This is a genomic window from Aquaspirillum sp., assembly GCF_055136605.1.
The window spans coordinates 1-20634 of the sequence record NZ_JBSQVP010000043.1 but is presented as its reverse complement, the minus strand read 5'-3'; the positions used below and the strand labels follow the sequence as shown (position 1 = coordinate 20634).

General features: G+C 48.5%; 20 protein-coding genes. 7 read left to right on the top strand and 13 right to left on the bottom strand.

All coding sequences use genetic code 11. From position 1 onward, the window contains the following. The 3 genes from ACTBZS_RS08445 to ACTBZS_RS08435 form a co-directional block, all read left to right on the top strand. A partial coding sequence (locus tag ACTBZS_RS08445) for a hypothetical protein (RefSeq protein ID WP_463043831.1) occupies positions 1–361 on the top strand: 361 nt, incomplete at its 5' end. A gap of 233 nt (positions 362–594) precedes the next feature. Next, positions 595–1182: an HNH endonuclease gene (locus ACTBZS_RS08440; protein ID WP_463043830.1), complete on the top strand. Its 588-nt coding sequence runs from the start codon at positions 595–597 to the stop codon at positions 1180–1182. A 181-nt stretch (positions 1183–1363) separates the two neighbouring features. Further along, entirely contained in the window at positions 1364–1708 is a 345-nt protein-coding gene (locus ACTBZS_RS08435) for a hypothetical protein (RefSeq protein WP_463043829.1), read from the top strand. A gap of 151 nt (positions 1709–1859) precedes the next feature. Here the strand turns inward: ACTBZS_RS08435 and ACTBZS_RS08430 are convergent, their stop codons facing one another. The 5 genes from ACTBZS_RS08430 to ppsR all read right to left on the bottom strand — a co-directional run bounded on the left by ACTBZS_RS08430 (position 1860) and on the right by ppsR (position 7410). Continuing rightward, positions 1860–2855: a cytochrome-c peroxidase gene (locus tag ACTBZS_RS08430; protein WP_463043828.1), complete on the bottom strand. Its 996-nt coding sequence runs from the start codon at positions 2853–2855 to the stop codon at positions 1860–1862. 129 nt (positions 2856–2984) lie between these two features. Continuing rightward, positions 2985–4853: a sensor domain-containing diguanylate cyclase gene (locus ACTBZS_RS08425; protein WP_463043827.1), complete on the bottom strand. Its 1869-nt coding sequence runs from the start codon at positions 4851–4853 to the stop codon at positions 2985–2987. 32 nt (positions 4854–4885) lie between these two features. Further along, positions 4886–5557 carry a YiaD family glycine zipper/OmpA-like lipoprotein gene (locus ACTBZS_RS08420; protein WP_022654367.1) on the bottom strand — a complete coding sequence of 224 codons (672 nt, stop codon included), beginning with the start codon at positions 5555–5557 and terminating at the stop codon, positions 4886–4888. 129 nt (positions 5558–5686) lie between these two features. Continuing rightward, a complete protein-coding gene (gene trpC / locus ACTBZS_RS08415; protein ID WP_463043826.1) occupies positions 5687–6487 on the bottom strand; it encodes an indole-3-glycerol phosphate synthase TrpC in 801 nt (266 codons plus the stop codon). A 95-nt stretch (positions 6488–6582) separates the two neighbouring features. Then, positions 6583–7410, bottom strand: coding sequence for a posphoenolpyruvate synthetase regulatory kinase/phosphorylase PpsR (ppsR, locus tag ACTBZS_RS08410; RefSeq protein WP_022654365.1), 828 nt, complete (start codon positions 7408–7410; stop codon positions 6583–6585). Between the two features lie 174 nt (positions 7411–7584). On the opposite strand from ppsR, the gene ppsA reads away from it, so the two are divergent. Further along, positions 7585–9975, top strand: coding sequence for a phosphoenolpyruvate synthase (ppsA, locus tag ACTBZS_RS08405; RefSeq protein ID WP_460430686.1), 2391 nt, complete (start codon positions 7585–7587; stop codon positions 9973–9975). Between the two features lie 71 nt (positions 9976–10046). On the opposite strand, the gene ACTBZS_RS08400 is transcribed toward ppsA, so the two are convergent. The 3 genes from ACTBZS_RS08400 to ACTBZS_RS08390 form a co-directional block, all read right to left on the bottom strand. Continuing rightward, entirely contained in the window at positions 10047–11360 is a 1314-nt protein-coding gene (locus tag ACTBZS_RS08400; protein ID WP_463043825.1) for a hemolysin family protein, read from the bottom strand. 284 nt (positions 11361–11644) lie between these two features. Then, on the bottom strand, positions 11645–12718 hold the full coding sequence (gene mnmA / locus ACTBZS_RS08395; RefSeq protein WP_463043824.1) for a tRNA 2-thiouridine(34) synthase MnmA: 1074 nt from the start codon (positions 12716–12718) through the stop codon (positions 11645–11647). After that, positions 12712–13164, bottom strand: a complete 453-nt coding sequence (locus ACTBZS_RS08390; RefSeq protein ID WP_463043823.1) for an NUDIX hydrolase — start codon at positions 13162–13164, stop codon at positions 12712–12714. The genes mnmA and ACTBZS_RS08390 overlap by 7 nt, the downstream gene beginning before the upstream one ends. Before the next feature lie 169 nt (positions 13165–13333). On the opposite strand from ACTBZS_RS08390, the gene ACTBZS_RS08385 reads away from it, so the two are divergent. Together ACTBZS_RS08385 and bfr are read left to right on the top strand one after the other, a co-directional pair. Continuing rightward, the gene (locus tag ACTBZS_RS08385) at positions 13334–13540 is read left to right on the top strand and encodes a bacterioferritin-associated ferredoxin (protein ID WP_022654721.1); all 207 of its coding nucleotides are present in this window, start codon (positions 13334–13336) and stop codon (positions 13538–13540) included. Positions 13541–13671: 131 nt separating this feature from the next. After that, positions 13672–14142: a bacterioferritin gene (gene bfr / locus ACTBZS_RS08380; protein WP_022654722.1), complete on the top strand. Its 471-nt coding sequence runs from the start codon at positions 13672–13674 to the stop codon at positions 14140–14142. 68 nt (positions 14143–14210) lie between these two features. On the opposite strand, the gene dnaJ is transcribed toward bfr, so the two are convergent. The 3 genes from dnaJ to grpE all read right to left on the bottom strand — a co-directional run bounded on the left by dnaJ (position 14211) and on the right by grpE (position 18037). Beyond that, positions 14211–15344: a molecular chaperone DnaJ gene (gene dnaJ / locus ACTBZS_RS08375; protein WP_460430693.1), complete on the bottom strand. Its 1134-nt coding sequence runs from the start codon at positions 15342–15344 to the stop codon at positions 14211–14213. 84 nt (positions 15345–15428) lie between these two features. Beyond that, positions 15429–17357 carry a molecular chaperone DnaK gene (gene dnaK / locus ACTBZS_RS08370; protein ID WP_460430694.1) on the bottom strand — a complete coding sequence of 643 codons (1929 nt, stop codon included), beginning with the start codon at positions 17355–17357 and terminating at the stop codon, positions 15429–15431. A gap of 128 nt (positions 17358–17485) precedes the next feature. Then, a complete protein-coding gene (gene grpE, locus ACTBZS_RS08365) occupies positions 17486–18037 on the bottom strand; it encodes a nucleotide exchange factor GrpE (protein ID WP_463043822.1) in 552 nt (183 codons plus the stop codon). Between the two features lie 499 nt (positions 18038–18536). On the opposite strand from grpE, the gene aceA reads away from it, so the two are divergent. Further along, entirely contained in the window at positions 18537–19835 is a 1299-nt protein-coding gene (gene aceA / locus ACTBZS_RS08360; RefSeq protein WP_022654726.1) for an isocitrate lyase, read from the top strand. 90 nt (positions 19836–19925) lie between these two features. Here the strand turns inward: aceA and ACTBZS_RS08355 are convergent, their stop codons facing one another. Both ACTBZS_RS08355 and ACTBZS_RS08350 read right to left on the bottom strand, forming a co-directional pair. Next, on the bottom strand, positions 19926–20312 hold the full coding sequence (locus ACTBZS_RS08355; protein ID WP_463043821.1) for a SirB2 family protein: 387 nt from the start codon (positions 20310–20312) through the stop codon (positions 19926–19928). Between the two features lie 3 nt (positions 20313–20315). Then, positions 20316–20634, bottom strand: a 319-nt coding sequence (locus ACTBZS_RS08350) for a PD-(D/E)XK nuclease domain-containing protein (RefSeq protein ID WP_463043820.1), incomplete at its 5' end; no start/stop codon positions are given.

Below are 20634 nucleotides of genomic sequence, written 5' to 3'. Positions count from 1 at the left end.
CATCATGGCACAGCTGACACACACACCGGTAATGACTGTTTTGCAATCCCTAGAGCAAATGAGCCAGACCAAGGAAGAACGGTTACGGGCTTTGGCACGCGAACGGGCAGTGTGGGATTACAACACCGACATCATCACTGCGCGGGAAGAAGGTTTAGAAGAAGGTATGCAGAAAGGTATTCAAAAAGGCCGTGAAGATGGCATGCAAACCCTCCTCCGAACATTGATCGAGGCGCGGTTTGGTCAGCCATTGCCAGATTGGGTGTTGTCGCGGTTACGGACAACAACACCGGAGCAGTTGCAGCAATGGGGGGTGTCGTTAACGCAGGCGCAGCGGTTAGAGGATATTTTCGAGGGTTAGATTGGTAGGGTAAACAGAGTTTTCACCCATCACCAATCACATCCCAAAAAAACGCCCCACTCAATCAAGGGTGAGGCGGTTCGATGTTGTGTAAAGCAGATTCAGTCTAGCAAATGAGGTGGTGGGCACTACTAGGCTAGACTACCGAGCTAATGATACACACAGATAAACCAAATATACACCTGCAAAGGTGTATATTTCATGTTATGCCATTAGATGGCGCGGGTATTTCTATGAGTGATAACGTAAACTCCAAGCGAGATGCAATTCCGGCTGAACTACGACGGAAAGTATTAATTGAGGCTGGGCATCGTTGCTCAATTCCAACGTGTCGCGAGACAGAAATCGACATTCACCACATTACTCCGTGGGAAGAGTGCAAGACACATGAATTCGAGAACCTGATTGCGCTTTGCCCTAATTGTCACCGCCGCGCTCATAAGAAAGAAATTGATAAAAAAGCACTACGCCAATACAAAGCAAATCTGTCGAAGAACAACGCAATAAATACGTCAACCTATAGTCACGGAATCGTCTCTAGCGGTACGGTTGTCCTGCGGAGGACAGAGGGAAAAATTCATCTTCTTACTGTTGCTGGGAACATCTCTATAACGACGGCAGATTGGCCGTCTGTGGCTGACAGTTTGATCCTCAAAATCACCAATGGTGGTATGCATACCATCACGTGGGAGGGCTTTAATTCGCTACCTTTTGCGCATGGATTTACCTTCACTGCAAATGGTACTGATCTGGTTAAGTTGAACTACTACGACGGTGATGTTTTCTTTAAGTCAATTCACAATGCTATTCAGGTAGGGTAGGCACAGGTCTTGTGCCTACCAAACGACTGAAGCGGTATACGAACAACACACCATGAAAAAACAGCCATTCGCAGCGGTTCGATGTTGTAGGCGACATACACCGTGATAAGGTGGATTGCCTAGTGGCGAATCCGCTTACATCGGTTGATATTCTGGGCAATATATCGAAGAGCAACACATCATGGCACAGCTGACACACACACCGGTAATGACTGTCTTGCAATCCTTAGAGCAAATGAGCCAGACCAAGGAAGAACGGTTACGGGCATTGGCACGCGAACGGGCAGTGTGGGATTACAACACCGACATCATCACTGCGCGTGAAGAGGGTTTAGAAGAAGGTATGCAGAAAGGTCGTGAGGAAGGCATGAAAATATTCCTCCGCAGTATGATCGAAACAAAATTTGGTCAGCCGTTGCCGGATTGGGTGTTGTCGCGGTTACGGACAGCAACGCCGGATCAGTTACAGCAATGGGGAGTGTCGTTAACTCAGGCGCAGCGGTTAGAAGATATTTTCGAGGGTTGACCAGCGCCGTTGCGGGATGTAGGGGCTGGCACCTGTGCCTGCGGTGATATTTGTGTCGGTTCGTGTTATGTACGGCGATGTTTTGCCGTTTTTTACCGAAAACCCCTTGCTCAACACAAGGGGTTTCGTTTCTCTAAGACCGATCGTTAGCTCAATCAAATGGGCGTGGAGGCGGGGTTTTTTCACTAGACGGTGGCAAAATTGGCAATTTGAAATCAGGTTGTTTACCCGTCAATGTTTTGAGGAAGGCAACAACATCTTCTACTTCCTGCTTACTGAACTGACGGCCCAACTGTAACCGCCCCATGATATCGACTGCCTGATGCAAAGTAGCCGCCTCACCATCATGGAAGTAGGGATAGGTCAATTCCACATTACGCAAGGTAGGTACTTTGAAATTAAAGCGGTCGGCATCCTTCCCCGTCACCGCCACTCGGCCTTCTGCTGGGCTGGTCGACGCATAAGGCTGCACTAAACCCATCTTCTGGAAAGAATTTCCACCGACAGCGGGTCCGTTGTGACAAGCAACACAACCACTGGTTTTAAAAGTTTGATAACCGCGCAACTCTTGTACCGTTAAGGCTTTTTTGTTGCCTTTCAGCCACTGGTCAAAACGGGAATCAGGTGTCACCAAAGTATCTTCAAATGCTGCGATAGCCTGTGTCACACGGTCGATGTTGACATTCTTGTCACCAAATACCGTTTTAAATTCATTCACATATTGAGGAATCGAGGCCAATACATCGACGGCCAATTCGTGGGTAAAGGCCATTTCACCCGGATTGGCGATTGGCCCACCGGCTTGTTCCTTCAAATCTTTTGCGCGGCCATCCCAAAATTGAGCCAAATTAAGACTGGAATTCAGTACAGTCGGCGCATTGATCGGCCCCTTTTGCCAGTTGTGGCCAATCGATGTTTTCAGGTTGTCCGACCCACCCATCGACAAATTGTGACAGGAGTTACAGGAAATAAAGCCAGAACGCGACAAGCGAACATCAAAAAACAATTTCTTGCCCAGCTCTACCATAGCGGGGTTTTTCACCTTCGCGGGCTGAATCGGTTGAATTGGCTCATTCATCGGTGCCGCCACCACCGAGCCCCCCATCAACAGACTACAGCCAATGGCCACTGCGATTTTTTTCATCATGATAAAGCCCTCACTGATCGAGATGAGACAGTGATGAGTGTAGAGATACACTACCTAAAATATTTGAGCCATATCAAATAAAACGACATTGTGGCGATTTTTTACGTTTTTGTTGTTTTAGAAAAAAGGTTAGAAGTCTTCCAACTCACTGATCGGGTGCATATCGTGATTGAAAAAGCGATAGACATTGCGACCTTGTGCTTTGGCATGGTACATCGCAGTATCTGCTTGTTTTAACAGCGTATCGGCCTGATCAGCATCAGTGGGGAACAAACTGATACCGATACTGGGCGTGGTATAGAGCTCGTGACCTTCGATGTGATAAGCCGCGCCGAGGCGATGCAAAATTTTCTCCGCGACAGCCGCTGCTTCATTGACATGCCCCAGTTGTAACAACTCCACCACAAACTCATCACCGCCCAATCGCGCCACCACATCATTACGGCGGACGGTTTCCTTCAACCGATTCGCGACTTCAATCAACAACTTATCACCCACTTCATGACCATAGGTATCGTTAATCGGTTTAAAACGGTCTAAATCGATAAACAGCACGGCCAACATGGCACAGTCTTGTTTCGCTTGTCGAATATCCTCAGCCATGCGCTGATGTAGCGTAAAACGATTGGGCAAGCCCGTCAGATAATCGTGATGAGCAAGATGACGAATTTTTTCTTCATTGCGTTTTTGATCGGTGATGTCGGTGAAACTGGCAATGTAATAAATCACCTCGTGCTTACTGTTACGCATCACCGAGATGTTAAGCCACTTCGGATAAATCTCGCCGTTGTTGCGTTTATCCCAAATCTCACCCTGCCAATGTCCATGCTGTTCCAAACCCATCCACATTGCCTCATACACCGAGGTGGGGGTTTGTCCTGCAGATAGTACGCTTGGGTTCTGCCCCAAAATTTCTGGCAACGCATAACCCGTCAGACGGGTAAACGCGGGGTTGGCTGCAATAATGCGGTTTTCGGCATCACTGATAAAAATCGCCTCGGCACTGTGCTCAAAAGCACAGGCTAGTAGCTGTAATTTATCGTCTTGCTCACGTAAACGGCGCAAATGGGTTAACCACAAAAATGCCATGATGCCCACCATCACCGCAAGACTGATACCGAGAATGCGATAGCGCAATAAATTCGAGTCCGCCCACACCGCATGATGCCAACCTTGTTGCGGCGCCAGCCCCAATTGCCATGTCGAACCACCGGGAAGATTGACCTCTAGCAACACAGGTCGGTGCTCGAAGACCTCGGCCTTACCATAAATCATGCCACCTTGAGCACCGAGACCATCACGACCGCGCAAACCAATTTCCAATCCCAGATAAGGTTTATCGATACCTGTAGCATGTAAAAGCGTGGTGCTATTCATCACCACCGACAACAAACCCCAATATTCGCCATAGCGAGGGTGATCTTCGTTAGAAATAAAAATCGGCACTCGATTGATAAAGGCCTGTCCCCCTTGTACCAAGTTCACCGGCCCCGCCACCATCGGCTTACCTGTACGCATAATTTGCAACACGCTATCGCGTTGTTCGGGATGGTGCATATAGGCAAGGCCCATGGCCTTTTCATTCCCTTTTAATGGCACCACATACCGCACCACATTATCAGGGGCGGCCACAATATGGCGAACATGGTTGTTCACGCGCAACATCTGTTGCGTCATACGAGCAAATTGGTCTTCGGTAAATTCGGGATTGCCACTGATAAAGGTGCTCAGGCCAAAACTTAAATGCAGCGGCGCGTTGATTTCATGTTCAATGCGAGCACGTAATTGACTGGCCTGCGTCGTGATGTCACTGCGTAGGCGATCGATTTCGCGTTGTTCTTCCGAACGCTCAATCAATAAACTCATCACCAACACCACCCCTGCCACCAACCCCGCCCCCAATAGCGGATAGACCCGCCAGCGGCGTTGCATGGCACGCCAAGACTGGATGGAAAATTGTTCCGACTTTAGCGGAGTGTTGGTAGGCAAGCGCGGCATAGCAAGCTTTCAAGAAAAACCACAGCAGATGCTTAGGCTTGAACGGCTTGGATCAGGATTTCCACTCGACGATTGAGGCGTTTACCTGCCTCGGTAGCATTTGACGCACGGGGTTGTTTTGCGCCTAAACCGTAGTACGACAACCGCTGTTGGGCAACATTGCGCCCTTCGAGGTAGTCATTGACCGCTTTTGCCCGATTTTGTGACAACGGTTGGTTGATTCGATCGCTGCCACTGCTATCGGTATGACCCGTAATGGTCAGCGTTGTTTTGCCGTACTTGTTCACAATATCGGCAATCTTATTCATCGTTGGATAAAAACCGCCTTTAATCGCATACGAATTCACATCAAAAGCAGTGCTATCCGTCATGGTCACCACGATTGAATGATCGGCGTTTTTGACCACGGTGATAGCGCCTGATTGAATCTCAGACGTCAAACTGCGGGTGAAGTCTTTGGCTTGGTTATCCATGTACGCACCAATGGCAGTACCGGCCAATCCGCCGCCAATCGCACCAATTAACGCACCTTTACCCCGATTTTTATGGTTGATTAACGCACCAGCCACAGCACCACCCAAAGTGCCCATGATGGCGCCTTTTTCGGTGTTGTTCATATCGCGTGGACGGCCATATTGATCGGTTGCACACGCACTTAACAACAGTGAACTGATCACTAAGCCAAGAACAGATTTCTTTAACATCACAAATCCTCTAGTGGAATGGAAGGTCGAGCAAGGCAACATGTGTTTGGCTTAGCCGAGGCAAAGTCAACACAGCCTACTTTTTTTAGGTATCGCTGTGTTATTTTGCGCGCATTGCTGATATTTATGCTAGCTCACTGACGCAGAAAATAAGCGTTCTAATGCCATTCCCGGGTCGTTTTCTCGCATAAATGCCTCACCCACCAAGAAAGTCTCTACCTTTTGTTGCCGTAGCTGTGCCACTTCCGTCGGCGTCCGAATACCACTTTCTGTGACCACAATCCGCTGAGGCTGATAATCTGGCAGCAAATCAAGGGTGTGTTGAATACTGACTTCAAATGTGCGGAGATTACGGTTGTTGACCCCAATCAGCGGCGTTTGTAAACGCTGAGCGCGTTCCAGTTCTGCTGCATCATGGACTTCGACCAACACCGACATCCCCAAGGCAATGGCTTGCGCTTCAAAATCTTGCAACTGAGCATCGTCTAAAGCCGACACAATCAACAAAATGCAATCGGCCCCCATCGCCCGTGCTTCAAAAATTTGATAGGGATCGACCATAAAATCTTTTCGCAACACCGGTAAGTTGCATGCCGCCCGTGCCGCCTGTAGATAAGCAGCTTGCCCTTGAAAATATTGCTCATCGGTCAACACCGACAGACACGCCGCACCATATTGGGCATAACTTTGTGCAATCGCCACAGGGTCGAAATCAGCACGAATCACCCCTTTTGAAGGGCTGGCTTTTTTAATTTCTGCAATCACTGCCGGCTGTTGTGCAGCGTGCTTAGCACGAATCGCTGCCACAAAATCACGCACATCGTGCCGCTCTTCGGCTTGGGCGCGAATTTCGGCTAAAGGCAATCCAGCACGGGCTTTAGCGACTTCTTGATGTTTCGTTTGCAGAATGGTTTGAAGAATATCTGACATAAGGGTTAGCACGAAGAAAGAATGAAAAATTATCAAAACTGATCATAGCAGAGCCACCCTGTTTCGGTGCTCTGCCACAAGAAAAATAGCCAATTTTAAAAGCGACGTTTGAGATGGGTTTGGTGCATGATGGTGGTGGCGATTTCCTCAATCGATTTGCTGGTAGTGGTGATATACGGAATGCGGTGATGGCGGAACATCGCCTCTGCTTCAGCCACTTCAAAACGGCAATTGTCTAACGAGGCATAATGACTATTTGGCCGCCGTTCGCTGCGAATTTGTACCAAACGATCCGGTTGAATGGTCAAGCCAAACAATTTACTGCGATAGGGCAACAAGAGTTTTGGCAAAGTCGGTGCCCCAAAATCATCAGGCGTGAGAGGGTAGTTAGCTGCTTTAATGCCGTATTGCAAAGCAAGGTATAAGCAGGTCGGCGTTTTTCCCGAGCGCGACACCCCAACCAAAATCACATCCGCCTCATCCAAATCACGCGGCTTTACCCCATCATCGTGGTTGAGCGAGAAATTTACCGCATCAATGCGGTGGCCGTATTTTTCGTCATTACCAATGCCATGAGATTTACCCACTTGCCGCGAAGCGGTCATACCCAATTCTTGCTCAATCGCCCCAATAAAAGTTTCAAAGAAATCCACCACCACCGCATGATCTTTGATACTCAGCAAAGCATGTTGTACCGCACGGTCAACAATACTGAGAAATACCAAGGGTTTGTGATGATCATATTCTGCCCGATCTCGAATCAGCCGAGCCGTTTCCTCGGCTTTCTCGACGGTGTCGATAAAAGGTAAAGTTTCACGTTTAAACTCCAAGGTATCAAACTGAGTCAGTAGGGTATGACCCAGCGATTCGGCGGTAATTCCAGTGCGATCTGAGATAAAAAAAGCAGAGCGGCGGTGTGGCATACGGGTGCTTTCCTAACAAAAAGTGAGCAAGATACAGGTGAAAAGCTAAAAATTTTGGCTTTTCTTCCATTTTGTGCACTGCAAAATGTTACGTTTTAGCTGCGGTTTCGGCTAGAATGCGGCCTTTCTTAGTCCCCCTCATCGTCATCCCCCTCCAAAACAGGAAGCTTGATAATGGCAGAGAATTACGTTGTCTGGTTCGACAAGCTACGTATGACCGACGTGGAACACGTTGGTGGTAAAAATGCATCGCTTGGCGAAATGATTAGCCAACTTGCCAGTTCCGGTGTGCGTGTCCCCGGTGGTTTTGCGACAACCGCCCAAGCGTATCGCGATTTTCTGGCTCACAACGGTTTGTCGGATCGTATCAACGAGATGCTTGCCAAGCTCGACGTCGAAGATGTCGTGGAACTGGCCCGCGTTGGTAAAGAAATCCGTCAACTGATTGTTGATACGCCTTTCCCCGCTCAGCTGGAAAACGAAATCCGCACTGCTTACGAGCAAATGGTAGCGGATTCTGGCGCAGAAATTTCGGTTGCGGTGCGTTCGTCCGCCACAGCCGAAGATTTACCTGACGCTTCGTTTGCAGGTCAACAGGAAACTTTCCTGAACATTCGCGGCTTTGACAATGTGATGGGTGCCATCAAACATGTCTTTGCTTCGCTCTATAACGACCGCGCTATCTCGTATCGCGTCCACAAGGGCTTTGCTCACGACGTGGTCGCCTTATCCGCCGGTATTCAGCGCATGGTGCGTTCCGACTGCGGTGCCGCTGGCGTGATGTTCACCATCGATACCGAGTCGGGCTTTGACGATGTGGTGTTCGTGACAGCCTCGTATGGCTTGGGCGAAACCGTGGTGCAAGGTGCTGTCAACCCTGATGAATTCTATGTTCACAAACCAACGCTACAAGCAGGCCGTCCTGCTATTTTGCGTAAGAACATGGGTTCGAAGCTGATCAAAATGGAGTTTACCGAGAACCGCGAAGCTGGTCGTTCGGTACGCACATTGGACGTTGAGCCAGCATTGCGCCGCCAATTCTCGCTGTCGGATGCCGACGTGGAAGAATTAGCACGCTTTGCCCTGATTATCGAAAAACACTACGAGCGTCCAATGGACATCGAGTGGGGTAAAGATGGGGTGGATGGCAAGCTCTACATCCTGCAAGCCCGTCCAGAAACCGTCAAATCGCAAGAATCGCGTGTTGATACCCTGCGCCGCTATCGCTTGAAAAACAAATCGCCTTTGCTGGTTGAAGGCCGTGCTATTGGTCAAAAAATTGGCCAAGGCGTGGTGCGTTTGATTCAAGATGCCAGCGAGATGGATCGTGTCAAACCAGGCGATGTGTTAGTCACCGACATGACCGACCCCGATTGGGAGCCGGTGATGAAACGTGCAGCCGCCATCGTCACCAACCGAGGGGGTCGTACCTGTCACGCTGCGATTATTGCGCGTGAATTAGGCATTCCAGCGGTTGTTGGTTGCGGTAATGCAACAGAAATGCTGAAAGATGGCATGCAGGTCACCGTGTCTTGTGCCGAAGGTGATGCAGGTCATATTTACGACGGTTTACTCGACATCGAAATCATTGATCTAGCGCTGGATAAAATGCCAGAAGCCCCTGTTAAATTGATGATGAACGTCGGTAACCCTGAATTGGCGTTTGACTTCGCCCAGTTGCCAAACGAAGGCGTTGGCTTGGCTCGGATGGAGTTTGTGATTAACCGTCAAATCGGTATTCACCCGAAAGCCTTGCTCGAATTCGATCGTTTAGATCCTGAATTACAAGCCACCATCACCGACCGCATCGCCGGCTATGCCAGCCCAGTTGATTTCTATGTCGACAAAATTGCGGAAGGGGTTGCCACGCTGGCTGCCGCTTTCTGGCCGAAAAAAGTGATTGTGCGTTTGTCCGATTTCAAGTCGAACGAATACGCCAACTTGATCGGCGGCAGCTTGTACGAACCACACGAAGAAAACCCAATGATTGGTTTCCGTGGTGCGGCTCGCTACATTGCACCAGAATTCCGCGATTGCTTTGAGCTGGAATGCCGTGCCATCCGTAAAGTGCGCGACATCATGGGTCTGACCAACGTGGAAGTGATGATTCCATTCGTGCGGACACTGACCGAAGCGGCCAAAGTTGTCGATATTCTGAAAGAGTTTGGCTTAGAGCGCGGCAAAAATGATCTGCGTTTGATCATGATGTGCGAATTGCCAACCAACGCCGTGTTAGCAGAACAGTTCCTCGAATACTTCGATGGCTTCTCCATCGGTTCCAACGATATGACCCAACTGACCTTGGGTGTGGACCGTGATTCCGGTGGCCCTATCGCCCCGACATTCGATGAGCGTGACCCCGCTGTTAAAGCGATGTTGCACATGGCAATTTCGACTTGCCGCCGCTTGAATAAGTATGTCGGTATTTGTGGCCAAGGCCCATCCGATCATCCTGACTTTGCCAAGTGGTTGGTTGAAGAAGGCATCGAAACTGTGTCGCTGAACCCTGACACCGTGGTTGAAACATGGTTGTATCTGGCCAAAGAATTGGGCACTCAAGCTTAATTTCTGCCGTTGCAACAGAAAAAAGGGCGCATCTTACGATGTGCCCTTTTTTTATGTTTGCTGTGTTGAGATTATGTCTCTGGTGGCTGCGGTGCGATTTCCAATGGAGGCAAAGGCGAAGCCAACACCTTATCAATACGCTTACCATCCATATCAACCACCTCAAAACGCCAGCCATGCCATTCCGTGTAATCGCTGGTTTTTGGCACTCGCCCTAACAACAACATCACCATGCCACTGAGAGTGTGATAACGGCCTTTATCTTCTTCTGGTACCAATTTGAGGGCAAGACAGTCTTTTAATTCCAAAATCGGAATGGTGCCATCTAACAGCCACGAGCCATCCTCACGTTTCACCGCCCATGCATCTTCACCATTTTGTGGCGTGAACTCACCCGTCACCGCTTCTAACACATCTTGCAGCGTCACAATCCCTTCAACTTCGCCATATTCATCAATCACAAACACCATCTGCATATTGTTGGCACGGAATTGGTCTAATAGCTCCATACCAGTCAACGTTTCTGGGACATAGACACATGGCATTAAGTCTGCGGAATAATTTGGTTGCTCGCCACGGGTAATCTGTGCCAACGCTTGTTTGGCATGTAATACCCCAACGGCTTGATCCAAACTGCCTTGACACACGGGGAACCGAGAATGTTTAGAATCGACCATCCGTTGCAAGTTTTCCTCTGACGACAGCGTGGTGTCAATAAATACCACTTCAGAACGAGGAATCATCAGCGAGCCAAGTTGACGCTCTTCCAACCGGAACACATTGCGTAATAAATCGCGTTGGTTTTCTTCAATCACGCCAGCTTCTGAACCCTCTGCCAAGATCGCCTGAATTTCTTCTTCGGTGACGCTACTTTGGGTGTTCTGTTTCACACCGAGCAACTTCAACAAAGAATGGGTTGAAAGACTCAATAACATCACAAATGGGCGGGTCAACATCGCTAACCATTGCATCGGACGTGCAACAAGGCAGGCAATAGCCTCTGGACTCATCTGCCCTAATCGTTTGGGGACTAATTCACCCACCACAATCGAGATATAAGTCACCAATACCACCACAATGGCGGTTGCACTAAACGAGGCAAGGGCCGCTTCCACACCAAGCAACTGTAACGATTGGGCTAATGGTGCAGCTAAGATCGCTTCACCGAAAATACCGTTCAATACACCAATCGATGTAATACCAATTTGGACTGTTGAGAGAAATTTGGTGGGGTCTTCACCGAGGGTTAAGGCAATACGCGCCGAACCATTGCCTTCTTCGGCTAATTTGCTCAGACGCGCTTTGCGCGCGGTGACCAAAGCAATTTCTGACATGGCAAACACGCCATTGAGTACGATCAAACCGAGCAAAATTAAGATTTCCATTCTGTGCCTCCATCAACAGCAACAGAATAGACAAACAGCGGAAAGCATGAGGGAAAAAAGGAAACAACCAGCGGCAAGGAAAGTGAACGATCACACAAACTAGAACTGTCCATAGGAATTCGAGCCAAGCTCGGCAAACCTCCAAGTCATAAAAGGACAGTCATCGTAGCAGATTTTTTTGTGCAGCAGCTACCGTGTGGGATGTTTATCCCACCAGTAAAGTTTTCTCATCGAAGAAGTACACCGAAGACCTCATCTCACAAGATGAGGCCACACAAGATGCCTTAACTGTGAATAATCCCACCACCAAGACAGATATCACCATCGTATAACACCACAGACTGCCCCGGGGTAATGGCCCACTGTTTTTGTGGGAAATGAACGGTTAATCGGCCATTCACCACGGTTTGGATGTCACATTCCGCATCGGCCATCCGATACCGGTTTTTAGCAGCATAATGGCCAGCCGTAGGCGGCTGATCTAACGTCCATGACAGTTGTTCTGCGTGTAAATCTGCTTTCAGCAACAGCGGGTGGTCATGGCCTTGCACCACAATCAGACGATTATTCGGAATATCTTTTGCCGCAACAAACCACGGCAAACCCTCACCACCAATACCTAAGCCCTTACGTTGACCCAAGGTGTAATACATCAATCCAAGGTGTTGCCCCACAACACGTCCGGTTTCTGTCACCATTTCGCCGGGTTCAGTGGGCAAATAATTCTGTAAAAACTGACGGAAAGGCCGTTCGCCGATAAAACAAATTCCGGTCGAATCTTTTTTTGCTGCATTGTGTAAACCAATTTCTTCAGCAATCTGTCTGACCGCTGTTTTATGCAGTTCGCCCAAAGGAAATAAGGCTCGCGATAATTGATATTGGTTGAGACGATATAAAAAGTAGCTTTGGTCTTTGCTGGCATCCACCCCTTTTAATAGGTAATGCTTGCCGTCTTGTTCCAATTTTCGCGCATAGTGTCCAGTGGCAATACACTCCGCCCCCAGTGTCAATGCATAATCAAGAAATGCCTTAAATTTAATCTCGGCATTACATAATACATCGGGGTTAGGTGTCCGGCCTGCACGATATTCTTGTAGAAAATACGAAAATACGCGCTCTTTATACTCGTGTGCAAAATTGACAATCTCAATATCAATACCCAGCCGATCGGCCACACTCATCGCGTCGAGGGCATCTTGCTTAATCGAGCAATATTCATCGTCGTTATCATCCTCCCAATTTTGCATAAACACACCGACCACTTCATGGCCTTGCTGTTTTAGCAAATGGGCAGTCACCGAGGAATCCACACCACCGGATAATCCAACAACAATACGTTTTTTATTCGAAGTTAACATGGAGGAAATTCTTGAATCAAAGACAAGGGATAATGTTTGCCAGCAAGCGCATCTTCAACACACTGCAACACAATATGACTGCGGTGTTGTGATTGGCAGGCACGAATTTGTTCTAGGGTCAGCCAGTGAGCCGCAATAATGCCGTCATCCAAGGTGGCATTCACCGTTTCGGTGATAGGGCGACATAAAAACGCAAAACGCAGATAGGTACATTGTTCTGCTGCTGGAGCGGTATAGATGCCCAATAGCGCGTAGGGCTCAACCAACCAGCCTGTTTCTTCTTGTGTTTCGCGAATCACCGCTTGTTGCAAGCTCTCGCCATATTCCCAATGACCGGCAGGTTGGTTAAAGCGAATCCCCTGTTTGGTATGTTCCTCAACCAATAAAAAACGTCCATCGCGTTCAACAATCGCTGCCACTGTGGCATTTGGTTTCCATTGTGTCATGTTGATCCCCCGTCTCAACTCACCGCAAAAATATGATTATACGCCCAACCTCGTCGCGCACTGGCAGCCAGCACACACAATGTGTCATCACAGTAATTGACATCGATTCTCAAATAAACCACAATGCAGTTGATATTGTTTCTCATCTCTAATTTTTGAGGGCCGCATCATGTATGTTTGTTTGTGTCATGGTGTTACAGATCATCAAATCCGTGCTGCCGTTACCGAAGGCCACGCCACACGCCTGCGCGATCTCAACCGGTGCCTTGGGGTTGCTTCAGAATGCGGTGCCTGTGCGCGCTGTGCTCATGAAATTTTGCAAGACACACTGGCCAACCAACACAACACAGCCAAAGCCTTGCCTGTCGCGGCCTAATCCTCGTTTTAGTGGTTATTTCTCAACTTGCCTCTCATTCCGACATAAACGGAAAATTTTAGCGTAAGCCTAGCTTTTGCCTGCAATAACGAATAACCTTAACAGGTGAATCCCTGTTAGGAGGTCGTGTGATGCAAGGCGATAAAAAAGTACTTAAGTTCTTAAATCAGATTCTGAAAAACGAACTGACAGCCATCAATCAGTATTTCTTACATGCCCGTATGTATAAAAACTGGGGCTTAAAAAAACTGAACGAGCATGAATATCATGAATCCATCGATGAAATGAAACATGCCGATAAAATTATCGAACGTATTTTGTTTCTCGAAGGCCTGCCTAACTTGCAAGACTTGGGCAAGTTGTATATCGGTGAGAATACTGCAGAAATGCTGGCCTGTGATCTCAAACTCGAGAATGAAGCTATTCCATTACTGCGCGAAGCCATCGCCCACTGCGAGCATGTCAAAGACTATGTCACGCGTGACTTATTAGAAGACATTCTCGAAAGCGAAGAAGAACATCTCGATTGGCTGGAAACACAGTTAGAACTGATCGATAAGATCGGCTTACAAAACTATCTGCAAAGCCAGATGGATGAATAATTTCATTAGCTAGTCACAAAAAACCCCGCTTATCACGGGGTTTTTTGTTGCCTGAATATTGCGTTTAATTACTCAAAGAATTCACGCAATTTATCCATAAATGACTTGGCACGCGGATTGTGTTTCGCACTATCGCCTTGGCTAATCGCTTCAAATTCACGCAATAGCTCTTTTTGCCGCTCGGTTAATTTAACGGGGGTTTCTACTACCACATGGCACATTAAATCACCATAGGTTGTGCCACGAACCGCTTTGATCCCTTTGCCGCGCAAGCGGAACACCTGTGCCGATTGTGTTTCTGGCGGGATTTTGAGCTTGGCAGCACCATCGAGGGTTGGGATTTCAATTTCGCCACCCAACGCTGCTGTGGAAAAGCTGATTGGCATCTCACAATGCAAATCTTGTCCTTCACGCTGGAAAACCGCATGTGGTTTGATGTGCGCCACCACGTAAAGATCGCCGTGAGGCCCACCATTGACCCCCGGTTCACCTTCACCCGCTAAGCGAATGCGATCACCTTCATCAATCCCTGCCGGAATTTTGACGTTCAAGGTTTTGTGTTTTTTCACGCGGCCAGAACCATGACACGCTGAACAAGGCTCAGGAATCACCTTGCCGGTACCATGACACGTTGGGCAAGTTTGCTGGATCGAGAAAAAGCCCTGCTGCATCCGCACTTGGCCGTGACCACCGCAGGTGGAACAGGTTTGTGCCTGTGTCCCCGGTTTAGCCCCACTGCCGTTGCAGATGTCGCATGTTTCGACAGCCGGAATCCGAATCTGTTTTTCACAGCCTTTGGCTGCTTCTTCCAGCGAAATTTCCATGTTGTAACGCAGGTCTGCACCACGATAGACATTACTGCGTCCACCGCCGCTGCGCCCGCCTCCGCCAAAGATATCACCAAAGATATCAGCAAAGGCATCACCAAAGCCACCAAACCCTGCGCCGCCACCGCCACCAAAGCCACCGGCTTGTGGGTCAACCCCAGCATGGCCATACTGATCATAAGCGGCACGCTTTTGACTGTCAGAGAGAATTTCATAAGCCTCTTTGACTTCTTTAAATTTCTCTTCTGCTTCTTTACTGTCCGGATTGCGGTCCGGATGGTATTTCATCGCCAGTTTGCGATAGGCTTTTTTAATTTCATCATCAGCGGCATCACGGTTGATACCAAGGATGTCGTAAAAGTCTCGTTTGCTCATAGGGGGTGTGGGACGCGAAAGAGTTCAAGAAAAAGGAAGGAACGGCCCGTCATCCGACAAACCGTTCCCTCCCGATGACGCGTCTTACTTGTCTTTTTTCACTTCTTCAAATTCGGCATCAACAACATTGCCATCTTCTTTTTTATCAGCCTTCGCGCCACCTTCGGGCTGAGCCGCACCGGCTTCAGCTTGCGCCTGAGCATACATGATTTCGCCCAGTTTTTGGCTCGCAGTCATCAACGCCTCGGATTTGGCGTCAATTTGTGCTTTGTCATCGCTCTTGACGGCTTCTTCAGCTTCTTTGATTGCGCTTTCGATTTTGGCTTTTTCATCGGCACCAATCTTATCGCCGTAATCAGTCAAAGATTTTTTCACCGAGTGGATTAAACCTTCTGCTTGGTTCTTGGCTTGAACCAATTCGGCCAGTTTTTTATCTTCTTCCGCATTCAGCTCGGCATCTTTCACCATGCGTTGGATTTCGTCTTCCGACAAACCAGAGCTGGCTTGAATGGTGATTTTGTTTTCTTTGCCAGTCGCTTTATCTTTGGCCGAGACATGCAAAATACCGTTCGCATCAATATCAAACGTCACTTCAATTTGTGGCATGCCACGTGGTGCAGGTGGAATGTCCGACAGATTAAACTGACCCAATGATTTGTTGGCGGCTGCACGCTCACGCTCACCTTGCAACACATGGATAGTCACTGCGTTTTGGTTGTCATCGGCAGTCGAGAATACTTGCGATGCTTTAGTGGGGATGGTGGTGTTCTTTTGAATCAACTTGGTCATCACACCGCCCAAGGTTTCAATCCCTAACGACAGTGGGGTCACGTCCAACAACAGCACGTCGGTACGATCACCAGACAACACCGAACCTTGAATCGCTGCACCCACGGCAACCGCTTCATCAGGGTTGACGTCTTTACGTGGGGCTTTGCCAAAGAAAGCTTCAACCGCTTCTTGGACTTTTGGCATCCGGCTTTGACCACCAACCAAAATCACATCGTCAATATCCGATACCGACAAACCGGCATCCTTAATGGCGATTTTACATGGCTCCATCGAACGAGTGATCAGGTCTTCCACCAGCGTTTCGAATTTGGCGCGGGTAATTTTCATCGCCAAATGTTTAGGGCCAGTTGCATCCATCGTGATATAGGGCAAGTTGATTTCGGTTTGTTGGGCCGAAGACAACTCAATCTTGGCTTTTTCTGCGGCTTCTTTCAAACGTTGCAAGGCCATCACATCGTTTTTCAGATCCACACCTGCTTCTTTTTTGAATTCATCAACGATGTAATCCATCAAGCGTTGGTCGAAATCTTCACCACCCAAGAAGGTGTCACCATTGGTTGCCAACACTTCAAATTGTTTTTCGCCATCGACATCAGCAATTTCGATAATCGACACGTCAAAAGTACCACCGCCCAAGTCATACACGGCAATTTTGCGGTCGCCTTTTTCGGATTTATCCATGCCAAAGGCCAAAGCGGCGGCAGTGGGTTCGTTGATAATCCGCTTCACTTCCAAACCAGCGATACGGCCAGCATCTTTGGTGGCTTGACGTTGGCTGTCATTAAAGTACGCCGGCACCGTGATCACGGCTTCGGTCACTTCTTCGCCCAGATAGTCTTCTGCGGTTTTCTTCATTTTACGCAGCACTTCGGCGCTGATTTGTGGCGGAGCCATTTTCTTATCGCGCACCGAGACCCAAGCATCACCGTTGTCAGCTTTCACAATGCTGAAAGGCATCAGATCGATGTCTTTTTGGACTTCTTTTTCTTCAAACTTACGACCAATCAGACGCTTCACCGCATACAAAGTATTTTTTGGGTTGGTCACGGCTTGGCGTTTTGCCGGTGCACCCACCAAAATCTCGCCATCTTCCATATAAGCAATAATGGAAGGGGTTGTACGTGCGCCTTCGGCGTTCTCAATCACTTTTGGCTGACTGTTTTCAATCACTGCCACACAAGAGTTCGTTGTACCGAGGTCAATACCGATAATTTTTGCCATAATTTTTTTGTCCTTACTTTGTTTTTACGGCACCGATCGAAACAAATCGCTGCCGATATGTGAGTGTTAATGCTTGTTCTGCTAAATAGGGATGAGTGTTGCCGTTTCAAGAGAAACTTAATACAGGCTTAAGCACGCCCTTTGGAGACCACCACCATAGCGGGACGTAAAACACGATCAACCAAGCGATACCCTTTTTGCATCACATGCACCACCGTATTCGGTTCTGCTTCATGTTCAATCATGCTGATCGCTTGATGTTGGTGAGGATCCAGTTTTTCACCCAATGGATGAATGGCGACTAAATTCACCTTTTCGAATGCACTGTTGAGCTGTTTCAAGGTCATATCGACCCCGACCTTCAGGGTGTCAAACTGACCGGACGTGTCGGATAAAGCCATCTCTAAGCTGTCATGCACCGCCAATAGTTCACTGGCGAAACGGCTAATCGCATATTTATTGGCCGCTTGCACATCCTCAGCAGCGCGGCGGCGCACGTTTTCCATCTCGGCCCGCGCCCGCAAAAACTGATCGTTTAGCTCGGCAATTTTGGCTTCTAGTTCGGCAATCTGTTGCGCTTGATCATAGTTTGGCTGATTAAAACTCAAAGTCTCACCAGTCGCAGCGGACACTTCATCATTAGCAACAGGAATTGGATCGGGTTGTTCTGCTTGAGTCATAACATACCTTAATGAGTAAGAGGGTTCGATGATATCGATGTGGCGGCGATAGTCGTGGCAACAGTAGGGGTTTTCAAGAGCCTATGACATAAGGTTTAAAAAAATCTGGCTGGATAAATTGTGGAAGACAGGCTGGTTTTTCGTTTTTAACCGTAGAAGTTCGGAAAAACAAGCTAGCAGGTGTGCAAAATGACAGTTTTTATTTTGCATTTTTCACTATTGAACACCCCAAAAAAAACTCAGCATTTTTTTGTTGTGCGGTGCACACAGACGTTTTTTTTTATGCTCTAATCCTCTCCGCAATGCCGTTAAATCGGTCTGCACAGCAACGAATCACATCGTCTGCTGCGCTGAGGTAAAGGCCAGACTCACTATCAGAGTCTGGCTTACACAGGGGTAATCCAACCCTGTGTTGCGCTCTTGTTTAGTGCAAGAGGCACACGTTAGGGCTTAGGCTCGCTTTAGCAACATTATTTTTTCTACACCTGAGGTTTTACACATGACAACTCGCGAACAACGTATCGCCGCTATTGAAAAAGATTGGGCCGAGAACCCACGCTGGGCCGGTATTAAGCGTGGCTACACTGCTGCTGACGTGGAGCGCCTGCGCGGCTCCTTCCCAGTGGAATACACTTTGGCTCGTCGCGGAGCTGAAAAACTGTGGAACCTGGTACACAACGAACCTTTCATCAACTGCTTAGGCGCATTGACCGGTGGTCAGGCCATGCAACAAGTGAAAGCTGGCATCAAAGCCATTTACCTGTCCGGCTGGCAAGTTGCTGCTGATAACAACAGCTACATGTCGATGTACCCAGACCAATCGCTGTACCCAGTGAACTCGGTGCCTGCAGTGGTTGAGCGTATCAACAACACCTTCAAACGTGCAGACGAAATTCAACACTCCAAAGGCGTTGATGCAGGTCAAGAAGGTTACATCGACTACTTCGCACCTATCGTTGCTGATGCTGAAGCCGGTTTCGGTGGCGTGTTGAATGCCTACGAATTGATGAAGTCCATGATCAAAGCCGGTGCTGCTGGCGTTCACTTCGAAGACCAATTGGCTTCGGTGAAAAAATGTGGTCACATGGGCGGTAAAGTGTTGGTGCCAACACAAGAAGCTGTGCAAAAACTGATCGCTGCTCGTCTGGCTTCCGACGTGTTGGGTGTTCCAACCCTGATCTTGGCTCGTACCGATGCTGAAGCCGCTGACTTGCTGACCTCTGACTACGACGAAAACGACAAACCATTCGTGACCGGTGAGCGCACCGCCGAAGGCTTCTACAAAACCAAAAAAGGTCTGGAACAAGCCATTTCCCGTGGCTTGGCTTATGCACCTTACGCCGACCTCATCTGGTGTGAAACAGGTACCCCAGATCTGGAATTTGCGCGTCAATTCGCAGAAGCAATCCACGCTAAATTCCCAGGCAAACTGTTGGCTTACAACTGCTCGCCTTCCTTCAACTGGAAGAAAAACTTGGACGATGCTACCATCGCCAAATTCCAGCGCGAACTGGGCGCAATGGGCTACAAATATCAGTTCATCACTTTGGCTGGTATTCACTCCATGTGGTACAACATGTTCGACTTGGCACAAGACTACGCACAACGTGGTATGTCCGCCTACGTCGAGAAGGTGCAAGAGCCAGAATTCGCCGCTCGCGATCGTGGCTACACCTTCGTGTCGCACCAACAGGAAGTCGGCACAGGTTACTTCGACGATGTGACCACTGTGATCCAAGGCGGCCAATCCAGCGTGACCGCGCTGACCGGCTCGACCGAAGAAGAGCAATTCCACTAATCCCAACGCCGGTTTAAACCGGTGAATTAAGTGGGATGGACAGAAAACACCCCCGCCTAGCAATAGGTGGGGGTTGTTCTTTTTTTGGGCTTAAAACCACGCTGATGGCGTTTTGTGAATAGCAACACCAATCAGATAGAGCACAACACCTTGAGCCAGAACAAAACAAATCAGTTGACTCGACTTTGTCTGAAGTCGCTTATAGGCCAAACTCGACAACACAATATAAAGCAGCAGAGCAACCACTTTCGCTGTCAGCCACGCACTTTGCCCTGGCCATTGTTTTGATAACCAACACAAACTGATAGCAGAGGATAACAACAAGGTATCGATAAGATGAGGCAACCAACGTAACCAGCGCGTCTGGTGAAGTTTGATAGGTTGCAACCAACGCAAACCCATCCGATACCACATTAAACCAATACTCAAGACAACAAAACTGAGATGGATGTGCTTCAAAACTAAATAGACATTCATTGCTCAACCTAACTGATAATCGCAAGCCACCACATTCCGCTGTTCACGGCTAAACTCAACCCCGATTAAGTGAATCGGCTCACCTCGGCTGCGGTATTTCTCGGCATAGCCTCGGTCTTGCAGTTGTTGTAAGGCTTTGCCTTGTGGTGTCGCTTCGACGACTTTGAATTCAAACAAATAGACTTGTTGGTTAAACAACACCGCCATGTCAATGCGGCCTTTATTGGTGATGTCTTCAAGGCGGATATCTAAGCCAAGGGCAGCGAAGTAGCTGTAGAACACGCTGGCGTAATAGCCTTCGTATTGGGCAATGGCGTTGTTG

Bases quoted from the DNA above. Each gene is read 5' to 3' on its own strand.
- trpC (WP_463043826.1), bottom strand. From the start codon at position 6,487: ATGTCAGATATTCTTCAAACCATTCTGCAAACGAAACATCAAGAAGTC.
- ACTBZS_RS08385 (WP_022654721.1), top strand. From the start codon at position 13,334: ATGTATGTTTGTTTGTGTCATGGTGTTACAGATCATCAAATCCGTGCT.
- dnaK (WP_460430694.1), bottom strand. From the start codon at position 17,357: ATGGCAAAAATTATCGGTATTGACCTCGGTACAACGAACTCTTGTGTG.
- ACTBZS_RS08430 (WP_463043828.1), bottom strand. From the start codon at position 2,855: ATGATGAAAAAAATCGCAGTGGCCATTGGCTGTAGTCTGTTGATGGGG.
- grpE (WP_463043822.1), bottom strand. From the start codon at position 18,037: ATGACTCAAGCAGAACAACCCGATCCAATTCCTGTTGCTAATGATGAA.
- ppsA (WP_460430686.1), top strand. From the start codon at position 7,585: ATGGCAGAGAATTACGTTGTCTGGTTCGACAAGCTACGTATGACCGAC.
- ACTBZS_RS08420 (WP_022654367.1), bottom strand. From the start codon at position 5,557: ATGTTAAAGAAATCTGTTCTTGGCTTAGTGATCAGTTCACTGTTGTTA.
- aceA (WP_022654726.1), top strand. From the start codon at position 18,537: ATGACAACTCGCGAACAACGTATCGCCGCTATTGAAAAAGATTGGGCC.
- ppsR (WP_022654365.1), bottom strand. From the start codon at position 7,410: ATGCCACACCGCCGCTCTGCTTTTTTTATCTCAGATCGCACTGGAATT.
- ACTBZS_RS08435 (WP_463043829.1), top strand. From the start codon at position 1,364: ATGGCACAGCTGACACACACACCGGTAATGACTGTCTTGCAATCCTTA.
- ACTBZS_RS08440 (WP_463043830.1), top strand. From the start codon at position 595: ATGAGTGATAACGTAAACTCCAAGCGAGATGCAATTCCGGCTGAACTA.
- ACTBZS_RS08400 (WP_463043825.1), bottom strand. From the start codon at position 11,360: ATGGAAATCTTAATTTTGCTCGGTTTGATCGTACTCAATGGCGTGTTT.
- dnaJ (WP_460430693.1), bottom strand. From the start codon at position 15,344: ATGAGCAAACGAGACTTTTACGACATCCTTGGTATCAACCGTGATGCC.
- ACTBZS_RS08355 (WP_463043821.1), bottom strand. From the start codon at position 20,312: ATGAATGTCTATTTAGTTTTGAAGCACATCCATCTCAGTTTTGTTGTC.
- bfr (WP_022654722.1), top strand. From the start codon at position 13,672: ATGCAAGGCGATAAAAAAGTACTTAAGTTCTTAAATCAGATTCTGAAA.
- mnmA (WP_463043824.1), bottom strand. From the start codon at position 12,718: ATGTTAACTTCGAATAAAAAACGTATTGTTGTTGGATTATCCGGTGGT.
- ACTBZS_RS08425 (WP_463043827.1), bottom strand. From the start codon at position 4,853: ATGCCGCGCTTGCCTACCAACACTCCGCTAAAGTCGGAACAATTTTCC.
- ACTBZS_RS08390 (WP_463043823.1), bottom strand. From the start codon at position 13,164: ATGACACAATGGAAACCAAATGCCACAGTGGCAGCGATTGTTGAACGC.